Source organism: Rhizorhabdus dicambivorans, assembly GCF_002355275.1.
In the GTDB taxonomy this organism is placed as follows: domain Bacteria; phylum Pseudomonadota; class Alphaproteobacteria; order Sphingomonadales; family Sphingomonadaceae; genus Rhizorhabdus; species Rhizorhabdus dicambivorans.
In genome coordinates this window covers 1,537,886-1,564,070 of record NZ_CP023449.1, presented here as the reverse complement: position 1 = coordinate 1,564,070, position 26,185 = coordinate 1,537,886, and the positions used below count along the sequence as shown (strand labels likewise).

21 protein-coding genes are annotated in these 26,185 nt (G+C 63.0%); 5 read left to right on the top strand and 16 right to left on the bottom strand.

The window, feature by feature from the left end; all coding sequences use genetic code 11:
• Nucleotides 1-128 precede the first annotated feature (128 nt).
• Nucleotides 129-1,022 carry a LysR family transcriptional regulator gene (locus CMV14_RS07405; RefSeq protein WP_176489110.1) on the top strand — a complete coding sequence of 298 codons (894 nt, stop codon included), beginning with the start codon at nt 129-131 and terminating at the stop codon, nt 1,020-1,022.
• Nucleotides 1,023-1,129: 107 nt separating this feature from the next.
• Here the strand turns inward: CMV14_RS07405 and CMV14_RS07400 are convergent, their stop codons facing one another.
• From CMV14_RS07400 to CMV14_RS07380, 5 genes are all read right to left on the bottom strand, one after another.
• Entirely contained in the window at nt 1,130-2,302 is a 1,173-nt protein-coding gene (locus CMV14_RS07400; RefSeq protein ID WP_066967423.1) for an acyl-CoA dehydrogenase family protein, read from the bottom strand.
• Between the two features lies 1 nt (nt 2,303).
• Nucleotides 2,304-3,359, bottom strand: coding sequence for an acyl-CoA dehydrogenase family protein (locus tag CMV14_RS07395; RefSeq protein ID WP_083216035.1), 1,056 nt, complete (start codon nt 3,357-3,359; stop codon nt 2,304-2,306).
• 74 nt (nt 3,360-3,433) lie between these two features.
• Entirely contained in the window at nt 3,434-5,053 is a 1,620-nt protein-coding gene (locus CMV14_RS07390) for a thiamine pyrophosphate-binding protein (RefSeq protein ID WP_066967420.1), read from the bottom strand.
• A 73-nt stretch (nt 5,054-5,126) separates the two neighbouring features.
• Nucleotides 5,127-6,524 (bottom strand): aromatic ring-hydroxylating oxygenase subunit alpha, encoded by a 1,398-nt coding sequence (locus CMV14_RS07385; protein ID WP_066967418.1) that lies wholly within the window; start codon nt 6,522-6,524, stop codon nt 5,127-5,129.
• A gap of 75 nt (nt 6,525-6,599) precedes the next feature.
• On the bottom strand, nt 6,600-8,270 hold the full coding sequence (locus CMV14_RS07380) for an FAD-binding protein (protein ID WP_202820887.1): 1,671 nt from the start codon (nt 8,268-8,270) through the stop codon (nt 6,600-6,602).
• A gap of 645 nt (nt 8,271-8,915) precedes the next feature.
• Between CMV14_RS07380 and CMV14_RS07375 the strand changes: the two genes are divergently transcribed.
• Complete coding sequence (locus CMV14_RS07375) at nt 8,916-11,528, top strand: TonB-dependent receptor (protein ID WP_066967416.1); 2,613 nt, start codon at nt 8,916-8,918, stop codon at nt 11,526-11,528.
• A 90-nt stretch (nt 11,529-11,618) separates the two neighbouring features.
• Here the strand turns inward: CMV14_RS07375 and CMV14_RS07370 are convergent, their stop codons facing one another.
• From CMV14_RS07370 to CMV14_RS07320, 11 genes are all read right to left on the bottom strand, one after another.
• Entirely contained in the window at nt 11,619-12,287 is a 669-nt protein-coding gene (locus CMV14_RS07370; protein ID WP_153046159.1) for a carboxymuconolactone decarboxylase family protein, read from the bottom strand.
• 119 nt (nt 12,288-12,406) lie between these two features.
• Nucleotides 12,407-14,971: a TonB-dependent receptor gene (locus tag CMV14_RS07365; RefSeq protein ID WP_176489109.1), complete on the bottom strand. Its 2,565-nt coding sequence runs from the start codon at nt 14,969-14,971 to the stop codon at nt 12,407-12,409.
• A 109-nt stretch (nt 14,972-15,080) separates the two neighbouring features.
• Nucleotides 15,081-15,710: a FecR family protein gene (locus CMV14_RS07360; RefSeq protein ID WP_192876311.1), complete on the bottom strand. Its 630-nt coding sequence runs from the start codon at nt 15,708-15,710 to the stop codon at nt 15,081-15,083.
• Between the two features lie 53 nt (nt 15,711-15,763).
• Complete coding sequence (locus CMV14_RS07355; protein WP_192876310.1) at nt 15,764-16,153, bottom strand: FecR/PupR family sigma factor regulator; 390 nt, start codon at nt 16,151-16,153, stop codon at nt 15,764-15,766.
• On the bottom strand, nt 16,150-17,004 hold the full coding sequence (locus tag CMV14_RS07350) for an RNA polymerase sigma factor (protein ID WP_083216032.1): 855 nt from the start codon (nt 17,002-17,004) through the stop codon (nt 16,150-16,152). Before CMV14_RS07350 ends, CMV14_RS07355 begins: the two co-directional genes overlap by 4 nt.
• Nucleotides 16,920-17,393: a hypothetical protein gene (locus CMV14_RS07345; RefSeq protein WP_153046158.1), complete on the bottom strand. Its 474-nt coding sequence runs from the start codon at nt 17,391-17,393 to the stop codon at nt 16,920-16,922. The genes CMV14_RS07350 and CMV14_RS07345 overlap by 85 nt, the downstream gene beginning before the upstream one ends.
• A gap of 99 nt (nt 17,394-17,492) precedes the next feature.
• On the bottom strand, nt 17,493-18,293 hold the full coding sequence (istB, locus tag CMV14_RS07340) for an IS21-like element helper ATPase IstB (protein ID WP_066970386.1): 801 nt from the start codon (nt 18,291-18,293) through the stop codon (nt 17,493-17,495).
• An 11-nt stretch (nt 18,294-18,304) separates the two neighbouring features.
• Nucleotides 18,305-19,825: an IS21 family transposase gene (istA, locus tag CMV14_RS07335; RefSeq protein ID WP_096367681.1), complete on the bottom strand. Its 1,521-nt coding sequence runs from the start codon at nt 19,823-19,825 to the stop codon at nt 18,305-18,307.
• A gap of 27 nt (nt 19,826-19,852) precedes the next feature.
• Nucleotides 19,853-20,923, bottom strand: a complete 1,071-nt coding sequence (locus CMV14_RS07330) for a cytochrome P450 (protein WP_096367687.1) — start codon at nt 20,921-20,923, stop codon at nt 19,853-19,855.
• 123 nt (nt 20,924-21,046) lie between these two features.
• Complete coding sequence (locus tag CMV14_RS07325; RefSeq protein WP_066960462.1) at nt 21,047-21,799, bottom strand: SDR family NAD(P)-dependent oxidoreductase; 753 nt, start codon at nt 21,797-21,799, stop codon at nt 21,047-21,049.
• A 45-nt stretch (nt 21,800-21,844) separates the two neighbouring features.
• Entirely contained in the window at nt 21,845-23,101 is a 1,257-nt protein-coding gene (locus CMV14_RS07320; RefSeq protein WP_066960465.1) for an FAS1-like dehydratase domain-containing protein, read from the bottom strand.
• Nucleotides 23,102-23,442: 341 nt separating this feature from the next.
• On the opposite strand from CMV14_RS07320, the gene CMV14_RS07315 reads away from it, so the two are divergent.
• The 3 genes from CMV14_RS07315 to CMV14_RS07305 all read left to right on the top strand — a co-directional run bounded on the left by CMV14_RS07315 (nt 23,443) and on the right by CMV14_RS07305 (nt 26,183).
• Entirely contained in the window at nt 23,443-23,883 is a 441-nt protein-coding gene (locus tag CMV14_RS07315) for a VOC family protein (protein ID WP_066961010.1), read from the top strand.
• A gap of 66 nt (nt 23,884-23,949) precedes the next feature.
• A complete protein-coding gene (locus tag CMV14_RS07310; RefSeq protein ID WP_238147221.1) occupies nt 23,950-25,107 on the top strand; it encodes an acyl-CoA dehydrogenase family protein in 1,158 nt (385 codons plus the stop codon).
• 5 nt (nt 25,108-25,112) lie between these two features.
• Nucleotides 25,113-26,183 (top strand): acyl-CoA dehydrogenase family protein, encoded by a 1,071-nt coding sequence (locus CMV14_RS07305; protein WP_066960471.1) that lies wholly within the window; start codon nt 25,113-25,115, stop codon nt 26,181-26,183.
• The last annotated feature ends 2 nt before the right edge of the window (nt 26,184-26,185 follow it).

The following is a 26,185-nucleotide window of genomic DNA, read 5'->3' as shown; positions in this document are numbered from 1 at the left end:
CATCCTCTTCCATGTGGCAACACAATCATTGACCCGAACCCATATGAAAAATAGTATGATTATATGCCCATCATATATATAGCCGATGGTAGCGAATGACATTCCTTCGCGGCGTCAACCTCAACCTGTTGCCGATCCTGCGCGAGTTGCTGCGCAAGACGAACGTCACCCACGCCGCACGCGAGCTCAACATGAGTCAGCCGGCGGTGAGCGAGGCGCTGAACCGCCTGCGCCTGATCCTGCACGATGAGCTGCTGATACCCTCCGGGCGCACCTTCATCCTGTCGGCCCTGGCGCAACGCCTCCAGCCTCAGCTGGAAAGCGCACTTGCCGAAGTGGAGACCCTGCTTGCTCCAGCCGCGTTCGATCCGGCCAGCGGTGTCGGCAAGATGCGGATCGCGACATCCGATTACATTGCGCTGCTGCTCGCGCCACGGCTGGCGCTGCGATTCAACGAGCAGGCGCCGTCAATGAGTATCGAGTTCGTCGATACGCATCTCGACAGCAATTTCGATCTCCGGATGGGTGAGATCGACATGATCATCGCGCCGGCCGGACAGATTGTCGGTGAGTCCGAACAATTCAGCCGCATGCAGTTGTTCGAGGACGAACTCGTCTATCTGGTGGCGGCGGAGGACGGCGTTCCGCGTCATTCGCCGGGGGAGGATCTATCCGACCGCCCCCACATATTCTGCGACCCGCGCGGCCGGCCCGGCTTCATGTCTTTTGCCGAGACGGTCTTGCGCCAGCGACGCACGGTGATCACGGAAGCGGCGCGAGTATCCAGCTATATGCTGATACCGTTCATGATCGGCGGATCGGACAACGTCGCCTTGGTTCAACGGCGTCTCGCCGAGCGGTTGTTCCCGGTCATGACAAACACGATGATGATCGCTCCTTCCGAAGCTCTTCCGAAGTTGCGGGTGATGGCATCCTGGAGCCGCTCGCGGGAACTTGACCCCGCTCATTCCTGGTTCCGCGGCGTCCTATCCGAAATCCCGCTCGAACTGGGGCTCTGCTAGGTGTTCAGCCCCGAACCGTAGCGGAAGCGCCTTAACATAAAATCTGCTCTCGCATTTTTGCCTGATGCAGACGCCTGTCATGTCGGACCGCGGCGCCTGCCGGCATCCTATCGTGCGCGGGGTAACTCCAGGACACGGTCGGCGATGATTTCCTTCTGAATCTCGGAGGTACCGCCGGCTATGGTGACCACCCAACTGTTCATGAAGTCGTAGGCCCAGGGATTGCTCGCGCGGCTGTGATCATAGTCGAGCATGCCCAGCCCAAGGATTTCCGTCACGACTTCGCCCAGCGCCTTATACGTCCCACCGACCAGGAGCTTGACCATCGAGCCTTCCGGACCCGGCGAGCCGGTGCGATCGACATTGGAGACGTTAGCCACCGCCATGGCGCGATGCCCGAGACCTTCCGCCTTCAACTCAGCCAGCTTCTCGGCAATAGCCGAATCCTCGATCGCGAACCGGCCGTCTGCGAGAGGCGTGCGGCGCGCCAGGTCTATGGCCCGCTCAACCTTGGCGCTAAGGCTGATCTGGTCCCGCAGGAAGGTGGTGCCGCGCTCGAAGGCGAGCGTGGACATCGCCACGCTCCAGCCGCCATTGATGTCCCCTACGACGTTCGAGATCGGAATGCGGACCTCGTCGTAGAAAACCTCGTTGATGGCGGACTCCCCCATCATCGTCTCGATGGGACGAATGGTGATCCCCGGCGAGCGCATATCGCAGATGATCCAGGTCAGGCCCCGGTGCCGCTCGGAATCGGGGTCGGTCCGGACGAGCAACTCCTGATAATCCGCAGTGCTCGCTCCGGTCGTCCAGATCTTCTGGCCGGTGACGACGATGTGGTCGCCGTCGATGACGCCCTTCGTCTTCAGGCTCGCAAGATCGGAGCCCGCGCCGGGTTCCGAGAATCCCTGGCACCACAGAGACTCACCCCTGAGTATCCTCGGGAGGTGGAACGCCTTCAGGTCTTCGCTCGCACGGGCAATGAGCGTCGGACCCGCATGTGTCTGGGCGATCGACATCAGCCCATAGGCGGGCGCATTGGCGCGCTCGCACTCTTCGAACCATATGAGCGACTGGATTCCGGTCAGCGCGGCGCCGCCATATTCCTTCGGCCAGTTCAGCCCGGCCCATCCACCGTCATGAAGCCTGCGCTGCCACGCCTTGTCGTAAGCAGCGGCCTCCTCGCGGGAGGACGGCCGCGTGCCCGGAACATTCTCCTTGAGCCAGTCCCGCGCCTTCCGACGGAACTCGATCTGCTCCGGTGTGTAAACCAGGTCCAAATCAAACCTCCATCAGATCGTCGTTGAGGATTTGGCGAAGAGCGGCTTTCTTCCTTCCGAAGAGGTTGGAAAGGACGATGCCGCGCTTCAGGAAGAGATGCGCGCTCAACTCGCTTGTGATGCCCACGGCCCCGTGCAGCTGGATATTGGCGTCGGCATTCTTCCGGGCCGCATCCTGGGCAAGGGTACGCGCGGCGGCCACCTGCATGGCCGCATCCGCCCGTCCCATGCCGAGGGCGAGCGCAGCGTAATAGGTCTGGCAGCGCGCATGCTCGGCGCGCGCGGTCATCTCGGCAATGGGATGACGCACCGCCTGATAAGCACCGATCGGGCGCCCGAAGGTCTGGCGAACCTTCGCATATTCGAGGATCATGTTGCGCGCACCCTCGGCCTGACCGACGAACATCGAAGCGGTCAGAAGCGAGCCCTGCCACCAGAGATCCCCACCTTCCGTGTGGCCTACGGGCCGTGCATCACCGAGCTCGAAACTGCACATTTTCAGCGTGCCGTCGAGGCATGGCGCAGCCGCCCCATCAAGAGCCGTCAGGTCGAGCAGAGATGCGCCATCGGGAAGGACCAGAACCCCCTTCCGGCAATCCCCCGTCGAAAACAGACGGGCACGGCCCGCGCCGCCGGAAGCTGCCCCGGCGTCGCCCTCCGGGACGACGATCCCGATTTCCTCGCCGTCGAGAATCGACTCCGCGAGTTCCAGCTTGCCGGAACTCGCGGCGAGCCGCGCGGCAAGCACGCCTGCAAGCACCGATAGCGGTCCCAGGTTGCGACCGAGCTCGCGGAACAGCAGAACCTCCTCCGCATAGCCCAGACCCAGTCCCCCCCATTCCTCCGGCATGCTCATGCGAAGCCATCCGAGATCGGCGAAGGTACGGAGCGACGCATTGTCGGCGGCCTGGCCTTGCGCGCCGTGCAACCGCTCCAGGGGCAGCTCCTTGGCTATCCCCTTGGCGAAGGTGCTTTGAAGCCCTTCCTGCTCATCGGTCAATAACAGGTCCATTGCGTCCAAGGCTCCGCAAAAAATCAATGCATGCGCCGCGACCATCTTTCCCACGGCCAGGCCTTTCAGGGCTGGCCGCGTGCAGACTCGGCTTCGATGTTGGCCTCTTTCGTCCGCTCTCAGTGGAACGGATTCGGCATCGCCAACGTATCGATCTTGAGGTCGATCAAGAGAGGCCCCTTGCGGTTCTGGATCGCCTCGATCGCCTTTTGAAGGTCGTCATCATTCCGCACCGTGACCCCCTGCCCGCCCAGAGCTTCAGCCAGCGGGGCGAAATCCGGCCAGTTCATCAATGCGATGTCCGGCGGAAGATCACGGCAGGTGAACTCCGCGACTTCCATTCCATAGGCGCTGTCGTTGCAGACGACGCAGATGAGATCGACTCCCATCCGGACCGCCGTGTTGAACTCCAGTAGGCCATTGTTCATGAAGCCGCCGTCGCCGGTGACGAGGAGGGTTGGCAGATCCGGCGCGGCGAACGAGGCCCCCACCGCAGAGGCAAGGCCAAGGCCGATGCAGCCCGACATGATGCCGAAATAGTAGAGCTGTGGGTTCTTGACACGAAAGACCTTGAGGCCCTCCACCACGAACCGGCCACAGTCGTTCACCAGCACGCGATCCCTGGGTATCGCGTCGCCGATTGCGATCAGCGCCTTGTAGAAGTCTACGGTGGTCTCCGTCGAGGTGTCCGGTAGGTCCAGATGGGACGCGGCCAGACGTGCCGGCAGGGCCGGGTCCCGATAACCGCTCGGCGGGATCTCGGCCATGTCAAGCAGGCCGATGAGCGCTTCGGCGACCAGGTCGGCTTCACCCAGCAATCCGGCGTCGGGCTCGACGAACCTGCAGATCGCCGCGGGATCGTTATCGCACTGGATCACCCGCTTGCCTTCGATGAAGGCGCCCTTGCTGGTGGTGTACGAGTTCATCGAACAGCCGAAGAACATCACGCAATCGCTGGCAACGATCTCGTCCACCGCCGCCGGGGTGGACAGGGTGCCGAAGACCCCGAGGTTATAGGGCTCGCCATCGAAGAGCTCGCGCGCCTGGACAGTGGTCGCCAGCAACCCGCCGGTGCGCTCGGCGAGCTTGATGAGCGCGGCTTTGCCACGCGCGGTCGCCGCACCGCGACCGGCCACGATGATGGGCTTCGAGGCGGCGGCGATCATCCCTATGGCGTTGTCGAGATCGTCGCTCGCCGGCACCAGCGCCCGGCGCTCGAAGTTCAGCAATTTGGTCGGGCGGTATTCCACATCGGCCCACTGGAAATCCGTGGGGAAGTTTAGCGCGATGGGTCGCTTCTCGAGCTCCGCACGGCGGAACGCCCTGGCAATGTCCCCCAACAGTGTCTCGGGCGAGATCGCCTCCTCGAACCCGGCACCGATCGACAGCACGAGTTCGCGCTGGGCGATGTTCTGGGTACTTTCGCGATTGGTGTGGGCCGTGTCACCGCATAATAGCACGAAGGGAACGCGAGACTTCACACCTTCGACCAGCGCCGTGATCGAATTGCACAGACCTGGCCCATGAGTAACGGTAGCGACGCCCACCTTGCCCGAGCACCGGCCGTGGGCGAGTCCCATAAGGACCGCGCCCCCTTCGTTCCCTGCCGGAACGTAACGGCCACCAAGTCGCCTGAAGCTGTCCAGAACGAAGATGTTGGCGTTGCCCAGGACACCGAAGATCGGGTCGACGCCATGATCCAACAGAGCGCGCGCCACAGCCTCGTGCCCTTTCATCATCCGTTGTTCTATCACTGACAAACGCCTGCCTCCTGTTGCCGCCGACTATTGCGCGGCCTGCGCTGCGAACCGCTCAGCTCGCGAGATATTGTTCCACCATGCGATGCAGATTGCGGCAGCGCATGTCGGTGTAGCGGCCGAACGTGAGTTCACCGTCCGGTCCGAGGGCCCGCAAACCCTCTTGCTGCGGCCCCATGTTGGCGACGTCCTGATCCAGCAGGCCGCCCAGGTAGGAACCGTTGAATTCCGGGGCGTCGCCAAGCGCTTCGTCGGGCCCGAGGAGCCGATATTGGGCGGGCGGAGGGTTCGTGCCCTTCGGCTTGATCTTCATCAGGAAGATCTCCATCAGGCTACGCTCGTGATCCAGGCCGAGAGGGCGGATGCGATAGCAGATCTTCACCGTGAACCCGCCCCAGATATGCGTGTTGGGGAACAGGTCGTAGGAGAAGCCGTCAACGAACTCGCCATCGGACAGGTCGGAGAAGTCGTAACCGGTTTCCCGCTCGAGATTCTCTCGGGCCATTTGCGCCAGATAGTTCCGCATCGTCTGGCCGGGCTTGATCGATTTTGCCAAATCCCGCCCCGGAGGGCCTCCACGGCTACCGTTGGTCAGCGCAAGCCGAACCCGCTGCTCGTCCGACAGATGCTCAGGTCCGCTCCAGGCCTCGCTGATCACGCCCAAGGGCACCACGAACCGCGTCACATGATCCGAGATGAGATCATATTGGACCTGATCGTAGCCGGAATAGGGCACCGCCTGGGCGTGGGTAGCGACGACGTGCGACGATTCCAGGAAGGCTTCGGCGACTGCCTTCCAATTCGCGTCCACCACCTTGCCCAGATGCAAGGCCTTGTAGCAGTCGTTTATCCTGAAGTGCTCCATATGCTCCGGATAGTCCCCGAGCAGACTCAGGAAAGGCTTTGCGTCCGGATCGAAGTTGATGAAGATGAATCCGGCCCACGTCTCGAGCCGTAGTTCCGGAAGCCCAAAAGACTCCTTCTCAATCTGCGGAAAGTCCCATTCGAAAGGATTGTGCTGGAACGAGCCGTCGATGCCCCAGACGAAGCCGTGATAGGGACACCGCAGCTGCCTCTTGCAGCCACCATGCGTCGCCAGCTTGCGGCCGCGGTGCAGGCATACATTCTGCAGCGCCTTGATAGTGCCGTCGGGCTGCCGGACGATCAGCACCGACCTGCCGACGAGGTCGAATACGTAGGTATCGCCCGGATTGGGTATCTCCTCCTCGCGGCAGGTATACTGCCAGGTCTTCAGCCAGACCTTGTCGATCTCCTTGAGGAAATATTCGCGGCTTGTGTAATTGCTTGCCTTGATCGGCTGCACGCCAAGATCGACGGGATTGTGATAACGGGAGACCGCGGGCGCCGGCGGATCGACGTCCTGGTCGATCACCTCCTGATAGGTGATCCCCGGTGCCTTGGCTATCGGATCGGCGGGGTCGAAGTTCTTCACGTATTGTCTCCTGACATTCAGGACGGTGTGGGATCTGAAGGAATGCGGCCGTGGTGGCGGCGCGGTCTCCTGCGACTATCCGGACGATGCCGCCGCCTCGGCGGCGATGAAGCCGAAGACAGCCGACGGGGCGATGCTGGCGCCGGCGCCGGGGTAAGTGGCCCCAAAGGTGGGCGCCGCTATGTTACCCGCGGCATAGAGACCTTCGATGGCCGTGCCGTCATCGCGCAGCACTCTCGCATGTTCGTCACAAACCAGGCCGCCGGCCGTGCCCACGTCACCGGGAAAGAACTTCACCGCGTAGAACGGGCCCCTGTCGATGCGGCCGAGCGTCGCGCTGGGGCGATGGAAGGGATCCGCATAATAGGAATCGTAGTGACGATCCCCGCGCCCATAGTCCGCGTCGCGGCCACGATCGACGAAGCCGTTGAACCGCGAAACCGTCGCCGCAAGCCGGGCTGGATCGATCCCGCAAAGGCGCGCCAGCTCCTCGATCGTGTCGGCGCGCTTCATATATCCGCTTGCGAACCACTCCTTCGGCGTCTGGAACGGCAGCTTGCCGGCCCACGCATAGCGGCTCCGGTTCCGGTGATCCATGATCGCCCAGCATGGCACCGCCGGTCTCAGCTTCTGGCGGGCGTACATCGCCATGCCGGCGGCAACATAGGATCCCGCCTCGTTTCCGAACCGCTCACCCGCCTGATCGACCCCTATGCAGCCAGGCTTGGCGAGCTCGGCCGCGCAAAACGCCCGCTGTCCGCTCGGCAGAAGCGACGTCGGAATCCACCAGGCGAAATCCATCTTGTCAGTCGCCGCGCCAAGGCCGATGGCCTGTTCCATCACCTCCCCGGTGTCGCCCGGGTTGCTGGCCGTCCAGGCGGTCGAACTTGGCGCGGGCCCATATTGCTGTCGCATCCTGGACGAATGCGAGAACCCGCCTGCGGCGAGGAGCACGCCACGCCGGGCGGAAAACTCGAAATTCTCGCCGTTTCTCGAACATCGAACGCCCGTTACGCGGCCGTCCACCGACAGCAGCTCTTCGACAGGCATGTTGATCACGATCGGTATTTCGGCATCGAGAGCCAGCTTGAGCAGACGCGTGACCAGCGCCGCTCCAAGACCCAGATAATGCTTTCCCAGGATGCGCTGTTTCGCCATCCGGTAGAGCATCCGCCCGACCATGGCGGCGCCCTTCACCCGGGCCTGCGCCAGGAGGATATAACGCATCTCCGATGTCATCAGGGGATAGGGATTCGCGGTCCCTTGAAGATGATCATACCACGGGCCAAGGATGTGCCCGTCCACGAGCTTGGACTCGATCGAACGGCCCTCGACCAGACCGCCCGGAAGCTCGTCATGATAGTCGGAACGGTACGCGCAGTGCTTGAACGGGATTCCGCGGTCCTCGAGAAACCGGACCATCTCCGGGCCTTCCGAGAGAAAGGCACGCCAGCGCTCGGGCGTGGAACCGCGCCCCCCATCCTCGCCCACGAGGTTCGTCAGATAGGTCCAGGCGAGTTCGTGGCGATCCCGCACGCCCTCTCGTTCGAGCACCGGGCTCATCGGAATCCAGAGGACCCCGCCAGACAGCCCCGTCGAACCGCCGACCTTGCCCTGTTTCTCAACAATGATCGGCGTCAGGCCCAGGGCTTTTGCACGCAGAGCGGCGATCAGCGCCCCGGCACCGCTACCCACGATCACCAGGTCGAAGATTTTCCGGGAAGGGACATCCCCGGGACGGATCACGCCACGCCCCCTTTCCAGAAGGGGTTGCGGCACGCCTGCCCGCGCGATCGTGCGGAGATGCTCTTATAGTACGCGACTTCCACCAACCTCACCCCGCTTGCAGCGTCCCGAGCCCGCGCTTCTGGCGGACATCCGCCTCAATCAGAGGACACAGCTCGGACGCTCATTGTCGGGCGTTGGTCGCATAGGCGGAGGGAGCAAACTAATGCGTATTGAGGTTCATACCTCGCCGGTAAGCACTACTCGTCCCCAAGCCGCCGGCCGCCGAGGGAAGGGGCGACCACTCCCCTGAATGGCGCGTCGAGGTGGAAACGATTGGTGCCACATTCCTTCCTGCTCGGCGACCAACACTCGATCGCTCCACGGAGCGCCCCCTGCCATAATGGACAAAAGCGAACCCGAGGCCGGAAAAAGACACTTATCGCCACCAGCATAGTTGTTCAGCTTTAGTGGCGCGCCTGCCTTCTGCCTCGGTACGCGCCCTGAAACGAAGCGCTGCCAGGGAAGAGGCGAGATGGATGGACATCCGCCCCTGCCTGCGCATTCGGCGAGGTTGCCACGGGTGGCTTGCGCATATTCAGGTCCACCGCTGTAGCGGCGATTGGCCGAAGAACATAGTCAGAGTAAAAAGATAGGGAGGGAAAAATGAAAAGCTCGATCTACCCACATTCGCCGCGCGGCAACTTCAATCGACGCACACTCCAGCTTGCCACGGCGTCGACCCTGGCGCTGGCGCTGATGGCACCGGAGGCAAGGGCGCAATCCGCTGAGGAGGGAGCCCGCTCCGTCGAGGCAGGCATCGGCGACATAGTTGTCACCGCGCGTCGGCGAGAGGAGAAGCTGCAGGACGTGCCACAGGCCGTCAGCGTCATGACGCAGGATCAGCTGAAGACGGAGAACGTGCGTGATCAAAACGATCTCCAGCAGAAGATTCCGTCACTGAGCGTCGCCAGCCGCTTCGGACGAACCGGGGGTACCTACGGCATGCGCGGCCTGTCCGGCCAGAGCTCGACAACCCCCACGGTCGGCACCTATTTCGCCGAAGTCCCGACCCCCACCAACAACGTCGGTTACGACGGCAGCGCGGGGCAATCGCTGTACGACCTGCAATCGGTGCAGGTCCTCAAGGGACCGCAGGGCACCCTGTTCGGCCGCACGACCACCGCGGGCGCCGTGCTTGTCACGCCCGCCGCGCCGCACCTCAATGACGTGAAAGCCAATGGCAGCCTTGGCGTCGGAACGCTGGGCTACTTCCAGGGAACCCTGGCAGTCAGCGTCCCCATCATCGACGGCGTCCTGGCCGTGCGAGCCGCGGCCAATTACAACCACCGGCGGGGCTATACGAAGGTCATCGGCTCCGACAAGCGCCTGGACGAACTGAACAATGAATCCCAGCGCATCAGCGTCCTTTTCGAGCCGACCAGCTGGCTGAAGAACACGACGATCTACGATCGTTTCCACTCCGACCAGGCATCCAGCGCTTATCTGGCCCTGGACTACAACCGGAACTTCGGCCTGTTCAACCTTCCGGCGAACACCCCGTTCTTCAACGGAATCTGTGCCCAGGCCGTCGCGGTGGGGCTTGCGTCCAGCGTACCCGCATGTGCCGCGCAGCGGCTGGGCATCCTGGCTTCGCTGAAGGCCACCTTGGACGCCGAGGTGACACGGGTGTCACGGGGCGGCAAGGAACTGCGCCGGGTCAATGCAGGCAACACCACTTACTTCCAGGACCGGAATACCCACGAAACGCTGGTCAACAGGACTGAACTCGCGTTGCCCGATATGGGACCGCTTCAGCTTCAGCTGAAGAATATCTTCGGCTACCAGACGACGAAGGGCTATTCGGGCGTCAACGTCGGCGGCATCGATGAACTCCTGAACCTCTACGTCGGCGTTGGTACCGGCCTCGCCGGAAACCAGTCCGGCACCAAGGCGGTGATCTCCACCGGCAAGGGGGAGAAGTTCTATTCCAATGAAACCCAATTGTCGGGCAACCTGTTCGATGACCGGCTGGTATTCGTGGGCGGCTATTACTACCAGCACGCGCCGAGCACCCCCGATCTGACCGATGTAGGCGGCGTACAAAAGACGCTCGGCGGCGTGACAGCTGTCAACCTCGGCTTCTCCGCAGGCAGGCCGTTCACGGTAGGCGGGCGCTCCAAGCAGAGCGCTTTCTACGGGCAGACAACGCTTGGTCTCGACGGGTTGATCGACGGGCTCCATCTGACCGGTGGCGTCCGGCGCACCAAGGATGACTTCATCCTCCGCACCCGGGCCGCGGGCATTCATCCCCTGACCGGCGTGATCTCGCCATCGATAGTGACAATCAACACGACGACCGGCACCATCACGCTGACACCTTCGCCAGTCGCGACCCAGAGCCTGAAAACGAGCGGAACGAACTATAACTTCTCGATCGACTATAAAGCCACTTCGGATCTCCTGCTCTACGTATCGACGCGCAAGGGCTATGTCCCCGGAGGTCTGAACAACTCCAACGCCGCCGGCGCACCCAACTTCCAGCTGCAGTACGGATCCGAGACGATCAAGGATGTTGAGGCCGGCGTGAAATGGGACTTCAACCTTGGGGGCACGAGCGGACGCTTCAACCTGGCCGGCTACCAAGCGAGATACTCGGGGATCCAGAGGTCGTTTACGGCCATCGTCAACGGTGCCGCGATCTCCTACGTCGCCAATGTCGCGAAGGCCAAGTTGCGTGGCATCGAAGCCGAACTGACGGTCCTTCCCACCTCCGACCTCAGGCTTGGCGTGAACTATTCCTACAACGAGGCCAAATACACCCAGTGGGTGGGAGCCGACCCGTACGGGGCCGCGCCCGTGGGCACGAACATAGACCTTTCGGACAACCCGTTCCAGAACGCGCCGAAACACAAAGTCAACCTCAACGCGACCTATGAGATACCCCTTTCGGGGGACAACGGAGCGGTTTCGATCACGGGCCAGTACACCTATCAGTCGAAGTCTTATGGCCTCACCGCCGCTAACCGCTACATCCAGATCTTCGGTGAAGGCGCGCGGGACTCGGTAACGATCAACGGCTACGGCATTGCCAACGCCCGCGTCGATTGGGAGGACGCGCTGGGGATCAAGAACATCGTAGCCAGCGTCTTTGTCCGGAACATCTTCAACAAGATTTACGAGACTGCAGCCACACCGCTGCACAATTCACTCGGTTTCTCTACACAGCAATTCGGCGAGCCGCGCCTGATCGGTGTGAGCTTGTCGTTCGACTACTGACGAAATGATGGTTGATCCGGGTGGAATATTCCACCCGGATCAATCCACCTGCTTTCTTTCTTCGATCCCCGGCGCCGTGCGTCCGCCAATTCACGACGCAACGCTCTTGGTCTCCATCCCTGCCGTAGCCGGCAGGATGCCGTAGGATATCGAATGCAGACCCAGTAGGGTCATCACCCTCCTGATGGCGTCGAGCTCGCGCTCTTCCACACCGTGGCGCAGAGCAGCCTTCGCAAAGAACGACGCTCCTTCCGGATCCAGGACGGCGGGACAGGCACAGACGCCGAAGCAGATCAACACGCGATCCCGGCTGCTGAGCGCGGGTTGAGAAGGCGCGTAGGACAGGTCGACGAGCGCTGACGCGTAGCCAGGATCGATCGCAAACTGGCGTTCCAGCCAGTCCGGAAGCGACCCGAAGATCTGCGTGAAGCGCTCGCGCGAACTCCGGACCTTTTCTGCCAGCTCCCCGGAGACCGCGTGGTTAGCGCCCCCGGGAAGCGCCGAAGCGGGCTGGGCCAAGGTCCGGGCGCCACATATCGTCGCGATCTCGAGCGCCTCCAGCACCTGCGCCGGGCTGGCCCCCGCCTGGATCGCCAACCGCGCGTGCAGTTCGATCCCCTCCGGTGCAATATGGGTGAGCACGGCATCGCCCGCCACGCACATCAGTTGCAAAAGACTGGGGGTGAAAGGCCAACTGCGATCGACACTGTCTATCAGGTCGATGTACCGCAGCACCGAAGCGGGGCGCACGTTGAGCAAAGCGTCATGCCATGGGCGGATGACCCCTCTAAGACGCAGCAGCGTCGCCCGCGCCTCCGAAGCATCGTCAGGTCCTGCCATCGACGGTGCGTCGTGGGGCGCAGGCGAGCCATCTGTCATCAGAAGGTGTATCCGGCGCGCAGCCCGAATGTGCGCGGAGGCTGAAGCCGGGCGGCGAACAGGGACGTCCCGATGGCGGTAGCGGAGGTGCTGGGCGTCCTCAGCACCCCTGAAGCCGAGGCGTAGTCGACCCTGACCTCATCGGTGACGTTCCGGACGAAAAGCGCGACGAACTGTCGATCAGCCCATTCATATTTCAGTTCGGCGTTCAGCAGCCAGTTGCCTGGATCGGACTGGAACTCCTTCCGCGCAAATGGCGTGAAGTAAACGCGCGAGCGGTAATTGCCGTCCAGGTGCAAGAGCATTTGGCCGGGCAATCCCGGCGGAGTGAAGCTCAAGTCCGTGAAGAGGCTCAACGCGCGGTTGGGCGCGTTATTGAGCTGTCGGCCCTTGATGTTGACGAACCCGGAATCGTTCGGAGGAAGCGAGCACGGCCCGGCCACATTGTCGCAAAGCACGAGATCGCCGAACTCGCTCTTCAACAGAGAAAGCGAAGCCCCAAGCGATACCGCTCGGACCGGCCGAACCACCAGGTCGATGTCGGCCCCGCTGATCCGCGAACGGCCAGCGTTCGCGACGACGCGGGCCTGCGTGATCGGCGCGATCCGGGAAACCTGCAGATCGCGGTAGGCATAGGTGAAAGCCGACGCGTTCGCCTGCACCTTGCCGTCGAGCCAGGTCGTTTTCACGCCCCCTTCGAACGCCCACACCTTCTCCGGTTCGAAGGCGTTCAGCGGGTTCGTTTCGTTGAAGCCGCCGCTCTTGAACCCGCTCGTGACGTTGAAATAAAGCAGCCTGCCCTCCGAGGGGCGCCACTCGAGACCAAAGCGGGGCGAAAGCGCGCTCCATGTCCTGGCATTCTCCGCACGGCCCGGGCCGACACCGGCCGTGGTGATCCTGACGAGCTGCGCATATTCGAGGTGCTCGCGCGTGTAGCGGACGCCGCCAACCGCCGAGAATCGGGGACTGAAGTCGTATCGCGCGTCGATGAACGCTGCGCCCGCTCTGTTGTCGGCCGACCGTCTCGCGCTGCCGACGGTGTTGCCGGTCGAGATGCGCCTGACCTCCTGCCAGGACCGACCGGAGAAATAGCTCGCTCCAGCCATGATCTGGAAATTCCGGTCTTCCGGGCTCTGGAAGATCGTCTCATGCCAGAACTGCTTCGCATCCACGGTTTCGCCGAACATTTCCGCGCGCGTCGTGCCCGCAAAAAAGCCCACGATGGAGTCGAAATCCGAGAACTGCGGCCCAAGAGAGAAGCGGCGATAGCTCGTGACCGACGTGACTTTGCCGATGTCGGACCGCCAGCGCAGCTGCGCGGACCCGCCGGTGTCGTAACCCTTGAAGGAGGCGCGGATTTCGGAACGGTATTTCCAGGGGTCGTCAATATATTGGTTGGGTATCGCCGATGTGAGGTACACATAGCTGTTCGGGTTGAGGTGCTTGATATAGTCCCCTCCCCGAATGCGGCGGAAGTCGCCGCGGACGGTGACGTCGAGGCTATCCGACGGCACGAGCTTCAGCGCCCCCTTCACGCCCCATTGCCGGTCACCGCCGGGGTGGGTTCCGAGTGTGACATTCTCCGCATAGCCCTTATGACCCTGCGCGAAGAATGAGAGGCGGCCCATGATTTCGTCACCGCGCAGCGGCCCGTTCAGGCTCGCCTGTACCCTATAGGCCTCGTAATTGCCTACCAGGCCGCTGACGGAATATTCCGGTCGATCACTGGGCTCCTTGGAAACCAGCACGACGGCACCACCCGTCGCGTTCCGCCCGTACAGCGTCGATTGGGGGCCCTTGAGGACCTCTACCCGCGCGATGTCGTTGAAGGTCTGCAGTGCGGCCTGGCCATTGGCTATGTAGACACCGTCAAGATAGGTGGCGACGCTGTTGGAGGAGACGACTCCGGTGATGGTGTTGCCGACCCCGCGGATGTAGATCTGGCTCTGCCCTGCGGTGTTCGTCGATATGACCAGCCCGGGGATCTGGAGCTGCAGGGCACTGGTACTGTTCACGCCAAGCGCATCCAGGCGTTCACCGCTCACCGCGGCCACCGCGATCGCGGTGTCCTGCAACGTCGTCTCCCTCCGGAGCGCCGTCACGATGATTTCCTCTACGCCCCCTGAATCGCTTTCTTCCATCGCCGCTTGCGGCTGAACCGGTGACGGAGCAGGCCTGACCTCGCTCACCTGCGAAGCGTCGGCCTTCACCACTATGTAGCCGCCGTTGGAATTCCTGTAGAAAGTCAGGCCGCTATCGCGAAGCAGCCGGGTCAGTGCCTCCTCCGTACTCATGACGCCTTGAAGGCCAGCCGATCTCCTGTTCGCGGCCAGGCGGGGCTCGATAAGTATCGAAACCCTCAGTTCCTCCGCGAGCTCGACGATCGCCGCGTCAAGCGGGCCCGCGCGTACCGATATCCTGTGGGAGGCGTCCGCTGCATAGGCCGGTGTCGCCATCGTCACTCCGCAGAGCGCCACCGCCCACGCCGAGCAGCCTGCCCCGGCCATGTTGACCACGTGGCGCAAGCCCTTCGTTTCACGCCTCATACGCGGTGATATGATCATGCCTCTCTCTCCCTGTTCCCACCGCGACCCTTCCCGAGCTCCGATGCGGCTGGGCTGAGGGTCGCGACAGAAGAGAGACTGTGCACGGCCATGGATTTTCCAAAGAATCTCACATCGATGTTCGGCGCGCTCGCTGGCTGCCGATCGGGCGGAGGACCACGCTCCGAGGGGTCTGCTCGGCAGTGGTGAACCGCATAGCCTCCAGTCCGGCAATGAGGGCGTCTGTCTGGTCCGTCCGCACCGCCATGGTAATCGGCATCCGTGCGAGCACCTCATCGGCGATGGATATCTTCAGGGTACGATAGCGGTTCATATCGGCGACCACATCGGCCAGAGGTTCATCACGATACACGAGCATGCCGCGCAACCAGGGCATGACCCGGCCTGCGTCGAAGCTCTCGATCGCCTGCAGTTCTCCGCTCTGCGACGTCGTGACGCGCTGGCCCGCAACGAGCCGGACGCCCCGGGAGCTGTGCCCGACGCCAGGCCGTACCTCGACCACGCCCCTGGCAACCGAGACCCGTACCTTGGCCGGCGATATGTTGACGTCGAACTCCGTCCCGACGACCTGGACTCGCACGCCGCCTGCATCCACCGTGAAGGGGCGCGTGCGATCGGGGGCGACATCGAAGAAAGCCCGTCCCGCATCGAGGTCGACGCTACGCGTCGCACTGGACATCTCGGCGTGGAGGGATGAGCTCGCCGATAGGGTGACGACCGATCCATCGGCCAACTTCACTCGCCTGACTTCCGCGATACCCGTATGGTAGTCGGCAATGGCGACTGAATTGCTCAGATAGGCGTGCCAGAATCCTCCCCGACCAGGCCGACCAGCAACACTGCGGCAAGCGCCCTCCACATCGCAAAACTCGGCTGGACGTCATCGAAGGCGTCGACGCCGGCTTCGACGTTGTCCCCGCCCATCCGATCGTCGCTCGAACCGAACTCCCCCGCCTCGGAGGCCTGGAGGCCTTCCACCGACGGAAGGTCGCTCCAAATCTGCTGCAGGTCCCTGAACGCCTCGCCATTGGCCGGATAGCGCCGCAACCAGGTCGAAAACGCCTGCAACCCTTCCTCGCTCGCCGAGCCGGAGTAAAGATATGCCAGCCAGCTGGCAGCCTGGTCGGCGGGGTTGCCGACCTCATCGGGCAATGCTGCCCGCATCTCGTCCCTTCCGCTCATATCTGTCGCGAGGCCGGGCCGGGCGCTGGCCAAAGGCGGTCGGACGGGGTCGCATCCAGCCGGGCCTTGAGGAAAGCGAGCGCCGCAGCCAGCTGGCGGCAGATGTCCGCCATGCTCCATCCCGTTTCCTCTGATATCTGGGCGTAGGTCTGTCCCAAGATGCGGCTCCGTCGCACGATCTCGCGCTGCTTCCCGGTCAACTGCTCCATCAATTCCGCCAGCCGGTCCACATCGAGCTTACCGCTACAGACCCTTTCCGGCGTGATTTCTTCCAGGTCGTGTCCGGATTCACGCAGCTGGCCCTCGATGAACCGATCCGTCCGCTTGATCCATTGCATCTCATCTCGCGCCGTATTGACCGCAATCGCGTACAGATAGGACCTGACATGGTCCGCCTTCATTATCCCGCCGGATGCAATCAGCTTGGTGAAAGCGGTCTGCGCGATATCCTCGGGATGGGGAGGTCCGGATCCGTAGCGCTGTCTCAGCCACGCGATAAGCGGTGCCCGATAGGACCGATACAGCTTCTCCAGCGCGTCTGCCGATCGCTCCTTGCGCGGCCCGACGAGGGCTTTCGCTCCGCCGGGGTCGGCATCCGGCAGGGCAGCGCCTGGCTCACTGGCGTCGCGGACGATGCCGAACAGTGGGCGCCCCCTGCTAGCCACGGGGCCGAGTGCACCGAAGCCGACGAAGTTTCTTCCGGAATCTGGGGAACGAGTCGCCTCGCCGGCGACCGCTCCCCGCGCGGCGGCCTGACGTTCCCACGCTACGCGGCGCCGCCGTCTTTGCGGATCGTGAGTTCGACCAACGGCCGCAAACTGCACCAGAAAGCGATAAGCGAGCCCGCGCATCCGATCGACGTGATGATCGCGAGGGAGAGGCCGATCTTCTGATCGTCCCCGAAAACATAATCGGTCAGCGCGCCGACGAGGACCGGGCTGGCGGCCGTTCCGACCACGCTCATGACGAAGCCGAATGTCGCCGTCAGTTGCCCCCGGAGCGCATTTGGAAGAATGGATATCACCGACGCGCTCATCACCAGCATGAAGGGCAGCGCGACGATCTGCAAAATCCCGAGCAGTCCGAGGAAAACCAAGGGGCTGTGGACACTGAAAGTCAGGCCGGCGAGAGGAACGCTCGCGGCAAGCAGCACGATATAATATCGGATCCCGGCGGTGTCAACGCCGGGATAAAAACGGGCCAGGCACCGGTTTAAAATGGGGCCAGTTGGTTTGAACAAAAAGCCCCAAGGTTGAGGCTGGGCAGCATCGGCAGCGGGGAAGCGGCTGGAGCGGAGCGGAAGCCGATTTCCCGCTGCCGATGGCCGCCCGTTCTTAGGTCATTTATCCTCCCCCTTGTCCTTCTGGCGCTTGCGGCTGCTGGCGAGACGGAAGCTGTCACCATTCATCTCGAGAATGTGGACGTGGTGTGTCAGCCGGTCGAGCAGGGCGCCGGTCAGGCGTTCGGAGCCGAACACCGATGTCCATTCATCGAAGGGCAGATTGCTGGTGATCAGCGTGCTGCCGCGTTCATAGCGCTGGCTGAGTACCTCGAACAGCAACTCGCCGCCCACGGCGGTGAATGGTACATATCCCAACTCGTCGAGGATCAGCAGCTTTACAGATGCCAGATGCTTTTGCAGGCTGCGCAAGCGACGCTCGTCGCGAGCCTCCATCAGGTCATGGACCAACGCCGCGGCCGTTGTGAAGGCCACGCTGTGCCCTTTCTGGCACGCAGCCAGTCCTAGCGCGAGGGCGGTGTGGGTCTTACCGGTGCCGCTGGGGCCCAGCGCAATGACATTACGCCGCCGCTCGATCCATTCACCGCGCGCCAGTTCCAGAACCAAGGCCTTGTTCAGTGATGGCTGGGCTGCAAAGTCGAAGGTGTCAAAGCTCTTGGTGTGCGGGAAGCGAGCCATGCGGATACGGCGCTCCACCATCCGGCGCTCGCGATCAATCCGTTCAAGTTCGCACAGGCGCAGCAGATAGCGGGGGTAATCGGCCCGATCCTGCGCGGCCTCGAAGGCGACCTTCTCATACTCGCGCACAAAGGTGGGCAGCTTGAGCGCTTTGAGATGGTTGGCCAGTAGTACAGCGGGCGGCACGCTGGTGGGTTCGGCCTCGATGGCTGGCAGCGGCATCATGGGATCACTCATGCTGCCACTCCCGTCGCTGGAGTGCCTGCCTGCGAGAGCAGGCCCATGTAGGTGCGCGGATCGGTACGCCCGACATTCGCGCGCGGCAAATGCGGGTAAAATTGCAGATCGAGGCGCGGCACACGCTGTTCGAGGCGGGCCAGCGCGATCATCTTGATCGCATCGAAGCTGATTGCCCCCATCTCCAGCGCGCGGGCCACTGCCCATTCCACCAGGGACTGCTCGAAGCGTTCGCATAGCCGCAGCACCTGGATGAACTCGCGCCGTCCCTCTTTGCCGCTGCGCGCCTCCATCAGTCGTCGGATGCGATGCATCGGTTCAGCCAGCACCCAGCCATCGAGCGGCGCTGCCTGATCAAGCGCGCGGGGTTTCTGTTCTAACAGCGCCAGATAGTGCAGCGGGTTGGCAATGAAGTCCTCCCGCTCATAGCTGCGCGGATGCACTGCGATCAGCTCCCCGCCACAGATGATCGCAACCCGATCGACATAGCCTTTGATTACGACCTCCTGGTGGGCATAGGCCGTCGGCACCGAATAATCATTGGTACGATAGCGCACCAGCGACATCGACGAGGCCCGCCCCGTCACCATATGGCAGGGATCGAACGGCACCGCCGGTAGCGGCATAAAGGCCGCCAGATCAGCCACCAGCCTGTCACCGATGCTGCGCTCATGCCCGCGCAAGATGGCCTGTCGTCGCTCCATGCATTGTTCGACAAAGCGCGCGTTCAGCGCATCAAAGCTGGGCGCCTCTGGCCTCGGCACCATGAAGTGGCGCCGGGAATAACCGACCAGCCCCTCGACCTTGCCCTTGTCGTTACCCTTGCCGGGGCGCCCGAATTTGTCTTCGAACAGGTAATGGCTCTGGAGGGTCGAGAACATCCGGCTGCGCTCGCGCTTCCCGTCGCCCAGGATCTGCGCCACTGCCAGCTTGGTGTTGTCATACAGGATCGACTGCGGGATGCCGCCGAAGAAGGCAAAGGCCGCCACGTGCCCTTCGCAAAATGCCTCAGCCACCTCGGCAGGATAGGCTTTAACGAACGGCGCATCGCTGTGCGGCAGGTCCATGCAGAAATAGTGGAACCGCACCAACTTGCCGTCGATGATCCCGTCCGCCTCACCAAAATCCACCTGCGCATGCCCCGGCTTGTGGCTCAATGGTATGAACACCTCGCGGCTGCGCAACTTGGCGCCCGCCACATAGTCGCGAACAATGGTGATGCCGCCGGTGAAGCCATGTTCATCGCGCAGACGCTCGAAAATACGCGCGGCAGTGTGTCGCTGTTTGATGTGAACCTTGCGGTCATCCACCAGGATTTGGTCAATGATGTCGGTAAATCCGGACAGCTTGCGGCTGTAGGTTTGCCCGCTCCGGCCGTGCGCTGCTGGCTCTGGAAAGCACAGCATCTTGTCGACGGTCTTGCGATTGATCCCAAAATACCGGGCGGCAGCGCGACGGCTCATCCCGTCAATCAGCACGGCGCGGCGGACCTTCTGATAAAGCTCCACTCTCTTCATCCTCCACCTCCGCCCAAAAACGGAGGTCTAGCAGGACTGGCCCCTTTTTAATCCGGTGAGACTGGCCGATCCGTGGCCCCTTTTATTCCCGGTGTTCTCACCCGAAATGTACCACATCATGACCTTGTCGCCCTTGCGGATCTTTTTCCCGCCCAGTTCATAGTCGCGCGTGGCGCGCCGTCCTTGCGACATGATCGGCGTATGCCAGCGAATTATCTCGGAAACCGCGCTTTCGATAAGGGCCGGGTCCTGCTTCAGCTTGGCCCACTCGCCGGGATGGTCATGAAATGCCAGGACCGTGGCCGACATGCTGTTCCTGGTCGTGTCGTTACCGCCGACGATCAGGATCGAGACATTGGACGCGAATTCCATATCGCTCAGCGCGCGCGCCTCAGGCGAGTGGGCCAATATCGAAAGCAGGTCGGATGCCGGCTCCTGCGCCCTTCTCTCCTCGCGCAACTCGAGGAACGTCTGCGCCATCTCCTTTAATTCGCGATCCCGCTGTTCCCAGGATTCGACCACGCCGTCACCAGGGACGCCAGCGATGATGTCGGACCAGCGCTTGAGTCTCTGCCGCTCTGCTGACGGGAAGCCCAACAGAGTGGCGAGCATCATCATGGTCAATTCGACCGACACCGTCTTGGCCCAGTCGAACTCCTCGTCGATCGGCAGATTGCCGAGGATGTTCTGGGTTCTCTCGCGGATCAGATCCCTGAACTTCACCAGATTGCTCGGCGCGAGCGCCGGAGAGACGATCTTTCGCTGCACATCGTGATCGGGTGGGTCCATGCCAAGGAAACCCCCGATAGGCGTGGCGTCGGCGCTCACTCCCTTGGCCCGCGTTTCATCCAGCGAGGTGGCTCCCGCCGACGAGAAGGCGCCATGATTGCTGTCGACCTCGACGATGTCCTTGTACCGCGTCACCGACCAGTAGGGCCCATAGGGGCTGCTGGCGCAATAGTGCACGGGGTCGTCGCGCCTCAGCCGCTCGAAGATCGCGCCCTGCCGGTTCTGACTGAACAGGGTGGGGTCGCTGACGTCGATGCCCTCCGCCGGCACGGGCTCGTGAACTGCGTCTTCCAGAATCCTGCTTCCCATGGCGCTACTCTTGCATTCGAACTTTGAGCCAGAGTTACCCGTAGCACCTTGCGGCGAGTAATGCGTTTTTGGCCTGTGATGCCTTGAGGCACACGAATGGCGAATGAGGGCGCTTTCGCGGGGTCACAGGCTCTGGCCGCCATCCACCGTGAGTACGGCCCCCGTCACGAAGCTGGCCCGACGGGATGCGAGGAACGCGATCGCCTCCGCAAGTTCCTCGGGCCGGCCGCGACGGCCCAGGAGGCTCTCCTGCTCCGTCGCGATGTCGGTCCTCTTGACCCCGCGGTTGTCGAACCAGCCCGCGCGCACCGCGTTCGAGCGCACCTGATAGCGCCCCTCCTCCTTGGCCGTCACCGCGAGCAAACGTTCGGCCGCCGCCTTTGGGACGGCCGAGAGACCGCCCTGCGGCTCCAGGTGCGCGCCCTGATAGGTCGTCACGCCGACGATGGCGCCCGCGGACTTGCGCAGTTCGGGAAGCGAGGCATGGAGCAGATTGGCGAGCCCGAAGACGTCGATTTCAAAGATCCGGCGCCACTCTTCCGGAGGCACCCGGCTCACGAAATCATATTTGGGCTTTCCTCCCGGCGCATAGACCAGAGTACCAATCCCCCCGAAGAGATCGGCAGCCCGTTCAATGCCCCGCGCCACGGACGCCGGGTCCAGCACGTCGAGTTCGACGGCTTCCGCTTCTCCAGACGCCCCGCGGATCGCATCGACCAGTCCCTGCGCCTCATCGCGCGCTCGACGGTACGAAACTACGACCTGAGCGCCATACCCGGCGAGCTTGGTCGCTATTGCCGTGCCTAGACCACCACTGCCACCAACCACGAGCGCGGCGCCGGGCGCGAACAGCGATGTTGAAGCCTCTTTGTTCATGTCTCTCTCGTCTCTTGCGGATTCCGATGCCGGGGATCGACGGACCTAAACGGTCCGCCAGTCGTCGGCGCGATGGGCTGTCGGCTTTACCGGCGGCGGCAGCTTCGCCAGCCCGGTCTGGCGCGAGGCGACGAGGATCGTCGCCGAACCGCCGATATTTTCCTCGCCGCGCTGGTTGATGCCGACCAGATCCACTTCGATCGCAGGCCCGAGCACGGGGTCCACCCTCACCTCGGTCACGACGCCGTGGATCCAGGTCGTGTCACCGATATAGTTGAATTTGCGCAGGTCGTATTTGACCCGGTAAACCCAGGCATCGTCACCGGCTATGTTGTTGCAGTAATGATTGAGCATCGCCTGCCGCATGACCGCGACGTCGTATATCCCGGCGACTCCCACCTCCTTGACCAGACCGGGTTCCCAATGCACCCGCTGGATGGCATCCCATGCGTTGAATTCGTTCCTGGAGTAGAAGCCCCGAAGGAGCTTGCGGCTCTCATAGGCCAGCCTGAACGGGGGAGCCCCGTAGGAGTACCACCCCGCGCCCATGAAAAGATTGATCAGATCGGTGATCGTGAGCGGGCCCTTGACCATGGTGGGAAGCCGCATTCCGACCGAGATGTCCTCGATATACCAAGTGTCCGATCCGCGCCGGAACTCCGCGTCGTAAGCCGCGTCGATGGCGGCCAGGTCTTCGTCGGAATAGCGCGTGATGATCGGTTCCGGCTTTTTCCGGGGCTTATCACTCGGGTCTGAAGACCGTCGGCGCTCGATGTGCACGAAGGTCTCGGTGCCCTGCACCAGTACGACGTCGTCGTCGTTCCAATAGCATTTGCCGTTATCGACGACGACGGACTTGCCCCCGAAGCTGGACGTCTTGACCTGAACGTCCTCCACATATTTCGAGACGTACAGCCGCTGACCGCCCGTTATCGGAGCGTAATAGTAATTCTCACCGCCGGAATGGAAAAGCTGAACACCGCGCAAGGCGCTACGTGTGGCGCGCTCGAAGTCGGGATCCATCTGCTTGGGACGTTTGAGGCCCATGGTGCCCTCGAAGCCGAGCGGCGCGATACTTTCCCCCCAACGTGTGGCCTTGGGATAATCCTCGTCGATGAAGAACGGATTGTCGCTGCCGCCATAGATCGCGAAACGGCGGAACGCGTCATAAGACGCATAGATGTTGTGCGGCTTGTCGAGCCACCCGTGACGCAGGGTGGGATTGGGAAATCCGATCCGTTGCCGCATCAGCGCGACGGACTCGTCGGTGATCTGTCCAAGGATCATTCCGTCCGTCGCCATTCCCAGATCTCCGTTTCGCAACAATTTTCGGACGGGCGCGTGGCGAATTGCCGATGCCCAGGCCTGACAGGTTGAGCATCGGGGGCGGCGAGCCGTCATGTGCAGCGCAGACGATAAGTGCAGCTGGACCGCGAGCCGTGAAGTGCGTGCTTGGTCCGTCCGGAAGATTTTTCACACTAATTGCCGCGGATGGTGCGTGCGAAGAAGCTGCCAAGTGCAGCCGCCCCGAGCGCCCCGCCCCGTGATCGCCATCTCGCGCCGGCCGGAAGTTCGGCAGCGGACTGCGCGAACGGATGTCGAGGCTGCTCAGCCCCGGGCGGACAGGATGGGAAAGGGTCGCGGTGAAATTCCTCCACACCATGGTGCGGGTGCGAGACCTGGAGGAGTCCCTCTCCTTCTATCGGGACGCGCTCGGACTGGAAGAGATGGAGAGGCACGAGGCGCCTGCCGGCCGGTTCACCCTGGTCTTCCTCGCGGCCCCACAGGACAGCGAGGCCGCGCGGGCGGTGAGGTCGCCGATGATCGAACTTACCCACAACTGGGACGCCGAAACCTACTCGGGTGGACGCAATTTCGGGCATATCGCATTCGCCGTCGACGACATCTACGCCACCTGCCGGCGACTTCTCGATCATGGAGTCGTGCTCCATCGCCCGCCGCGAGACGGCAAGATGGCGTTCGTCAGGTCGCCCGACGACATCTCGGTGGAGCTGTTGCAGACCGGCGCCCCGCTGCAAGCGCAGGAACCCTGGGCGTCGATGCCCAACATCGGATCCTGGTAGGCCGCGACCAATATATCGCGCACAAATCTTTGGTGAATCATGGACTTAGGATATTCCAAGAACGATATGGCATTCGTCGAGGAGGTGCAGACCTTCCTCGATGAAGCCTGGAAGAACCGCCTTCCCGCCAAGGGCAGGCCGGACGCGGGGCTCGTCCGCGAATTCCGCCTCCTCGCCACTGAGCTAGGCTATCTGTACCGCTCCATCCCCAAGGCCTATGGCGGTTCGGAGCAGCCTGCGGATCCCATGCGCGGGCGGATCATCCGCGAATGCTTCGAGAAGGCGCGCGCGCCGATGGAAGTGCCGGGCGCCGGCATGTCGATGCTGATCCCGACCCTGCTGGAGCATGGTACCGAGGAGCAGAGGCAGTGGTTCATCCCCAAGACGATCCTGGGCGAATATCGCTGGGCGCAGGGATATTCGGAACCGGGCGCGGGCAGCGATCTCGCCTCTCTCAAGACCAACGGCCGTCTGGAAGACGGGCAGTGGATCATCAACGGTCAGAAGATCTGGACCAGCCAGGCCTATAGCGCCACCCACATGTTCGCCCTCGTGCGGACCGAGCCGGATGCGGGCAAGCACGCCGGTATCTCCTACCTCCTCCTGGAGTTGGACCAGCCGGGCATCTCCATCCGCACGATCCATCAGATCACCGGCCAGTCGGAGTTCTGCGAGGTGTTCTTCGAAGACGCGCGCACGCCGGCCGACTGGATCGTCGGGGGGCGCGGCAGCGGCTGGCAGATATCCAAGACCACGCTCAAGCACGAGCGGAGCAACATCGGCGGCGTGCGCACGCTCGGCCTCCTGGAGTCGCTGTGGCGACTGGCGAGGAACGTTGAAATAGACGGAAGACCCGCCGCCGAGGATCCGCAGATCCGCGATCGGATGATGGTCCTGGAAGGCTATGTCCAGGCCCAGCTTTGCTGCGGCTACTACCAGTTCGCACAGGCCGTGGCAGGCGGGTCGGCCGGGAGACTGCCCTTGCTCAACAAGATCGCGGGAACGCGGATCGCGCTCGAGATCGCCCAGGTCGCCCAGGACATCATCGGGGACCGCGCGCTCGAGCTGGCCAACCACGGCGAGACGACCCGCCGCGATCCGGGCCAGTGGGTGAACCAGATATTCGGATCGCTCGCGCTCTCGATCGCCGGCGGCGCTTCCAACATCCAGCGCAACATCATCGCCGAGCGTGGGCTCGGCCTCCCGAAGGACGAGGCAATCTAGGACCCATGCATTTCGACCTCACAGACGAGCAGAAGCAGTTCGCAGACGCCATCGAGCGGCTGCTGGCCGACAAGCTCAGCGGAAACATCCTGACGCGCAGCGAAGAAGTCCCCGCGATAGCCAATGCGCTGGACGTCGAACTGACGTCGCTCGGGGTTCCGGCGATCCTCACGGCTGAGAAAGACGGTGGTCTGGGCATGGGCCTCTTGACCCTGTCGGTGGTGGCCGAAGCGCTCGGGCGCCATGCTGCCCCCACGTCGAAGATCAGAAGCGCCGTCGGGGCCTGGACCATCGCCACCTACGGTTCCGACGGGAGCAGGCAGCGGTGGCTCGACGCGCTGCTGACCGGCGACGCCAGGGTCGCATTCGCCTTCAGCGAGACCTCCGACATATGGAGCCCTGACGAGTGGAGAATGACATCCACAGACGGCCAGGTGACCAAGCGTTGCGTCGAAGGCGCGGGCGATGCAGACCTCTTCATAGTCGGCCTTCAGGACGGCCTTTTCGTCGTGCCGAGCGATCGTGCCGAACTCCACGTCAGCCCTTTCCCGCCACTGGACGCCTCGCGGCCTCACGCCGGCGTAACGCTTCAAATGGCTGGTGCCGAGCGGGCGGGGGACCGCCAGGCCGCCTGGAGACTTTATGACGCGTTGATGATCCTCGGGGCCATCGACGCCGCCGGTGCCGGCTCGGCCGCACTGGAGCTTTCGACCGAGTACGCCAAGACCAGGGTCCAGTTCGGGCGCCCGATCGGTGCCTTCCAGGCCATCAAGCACGCCCTCGCCAACATGGCCGTGGATATCGATCCGGTCCGTTATTTCTGCTGGTTCGCCGCCCACGCCTGGGACACGCCCGCACCGGAAGCGCCCTGGTCCGCGGCGCTGGCCAAGGCTCACGCGACCGACGTCGCGGTAAAGACGGCGCGCGCCGCCGTCGAGGCGCATGGTGGCATCGGCTACACCTGGGAATACCCCCTGCACCTTCTGCTCAAGCGCGCGATGCATGATCGAATGACGCTCTCATCGCCCACACGGCTGCGCGCAAGGGCCGCCGCCCTTCCCCGCCCATTGACCTGAGG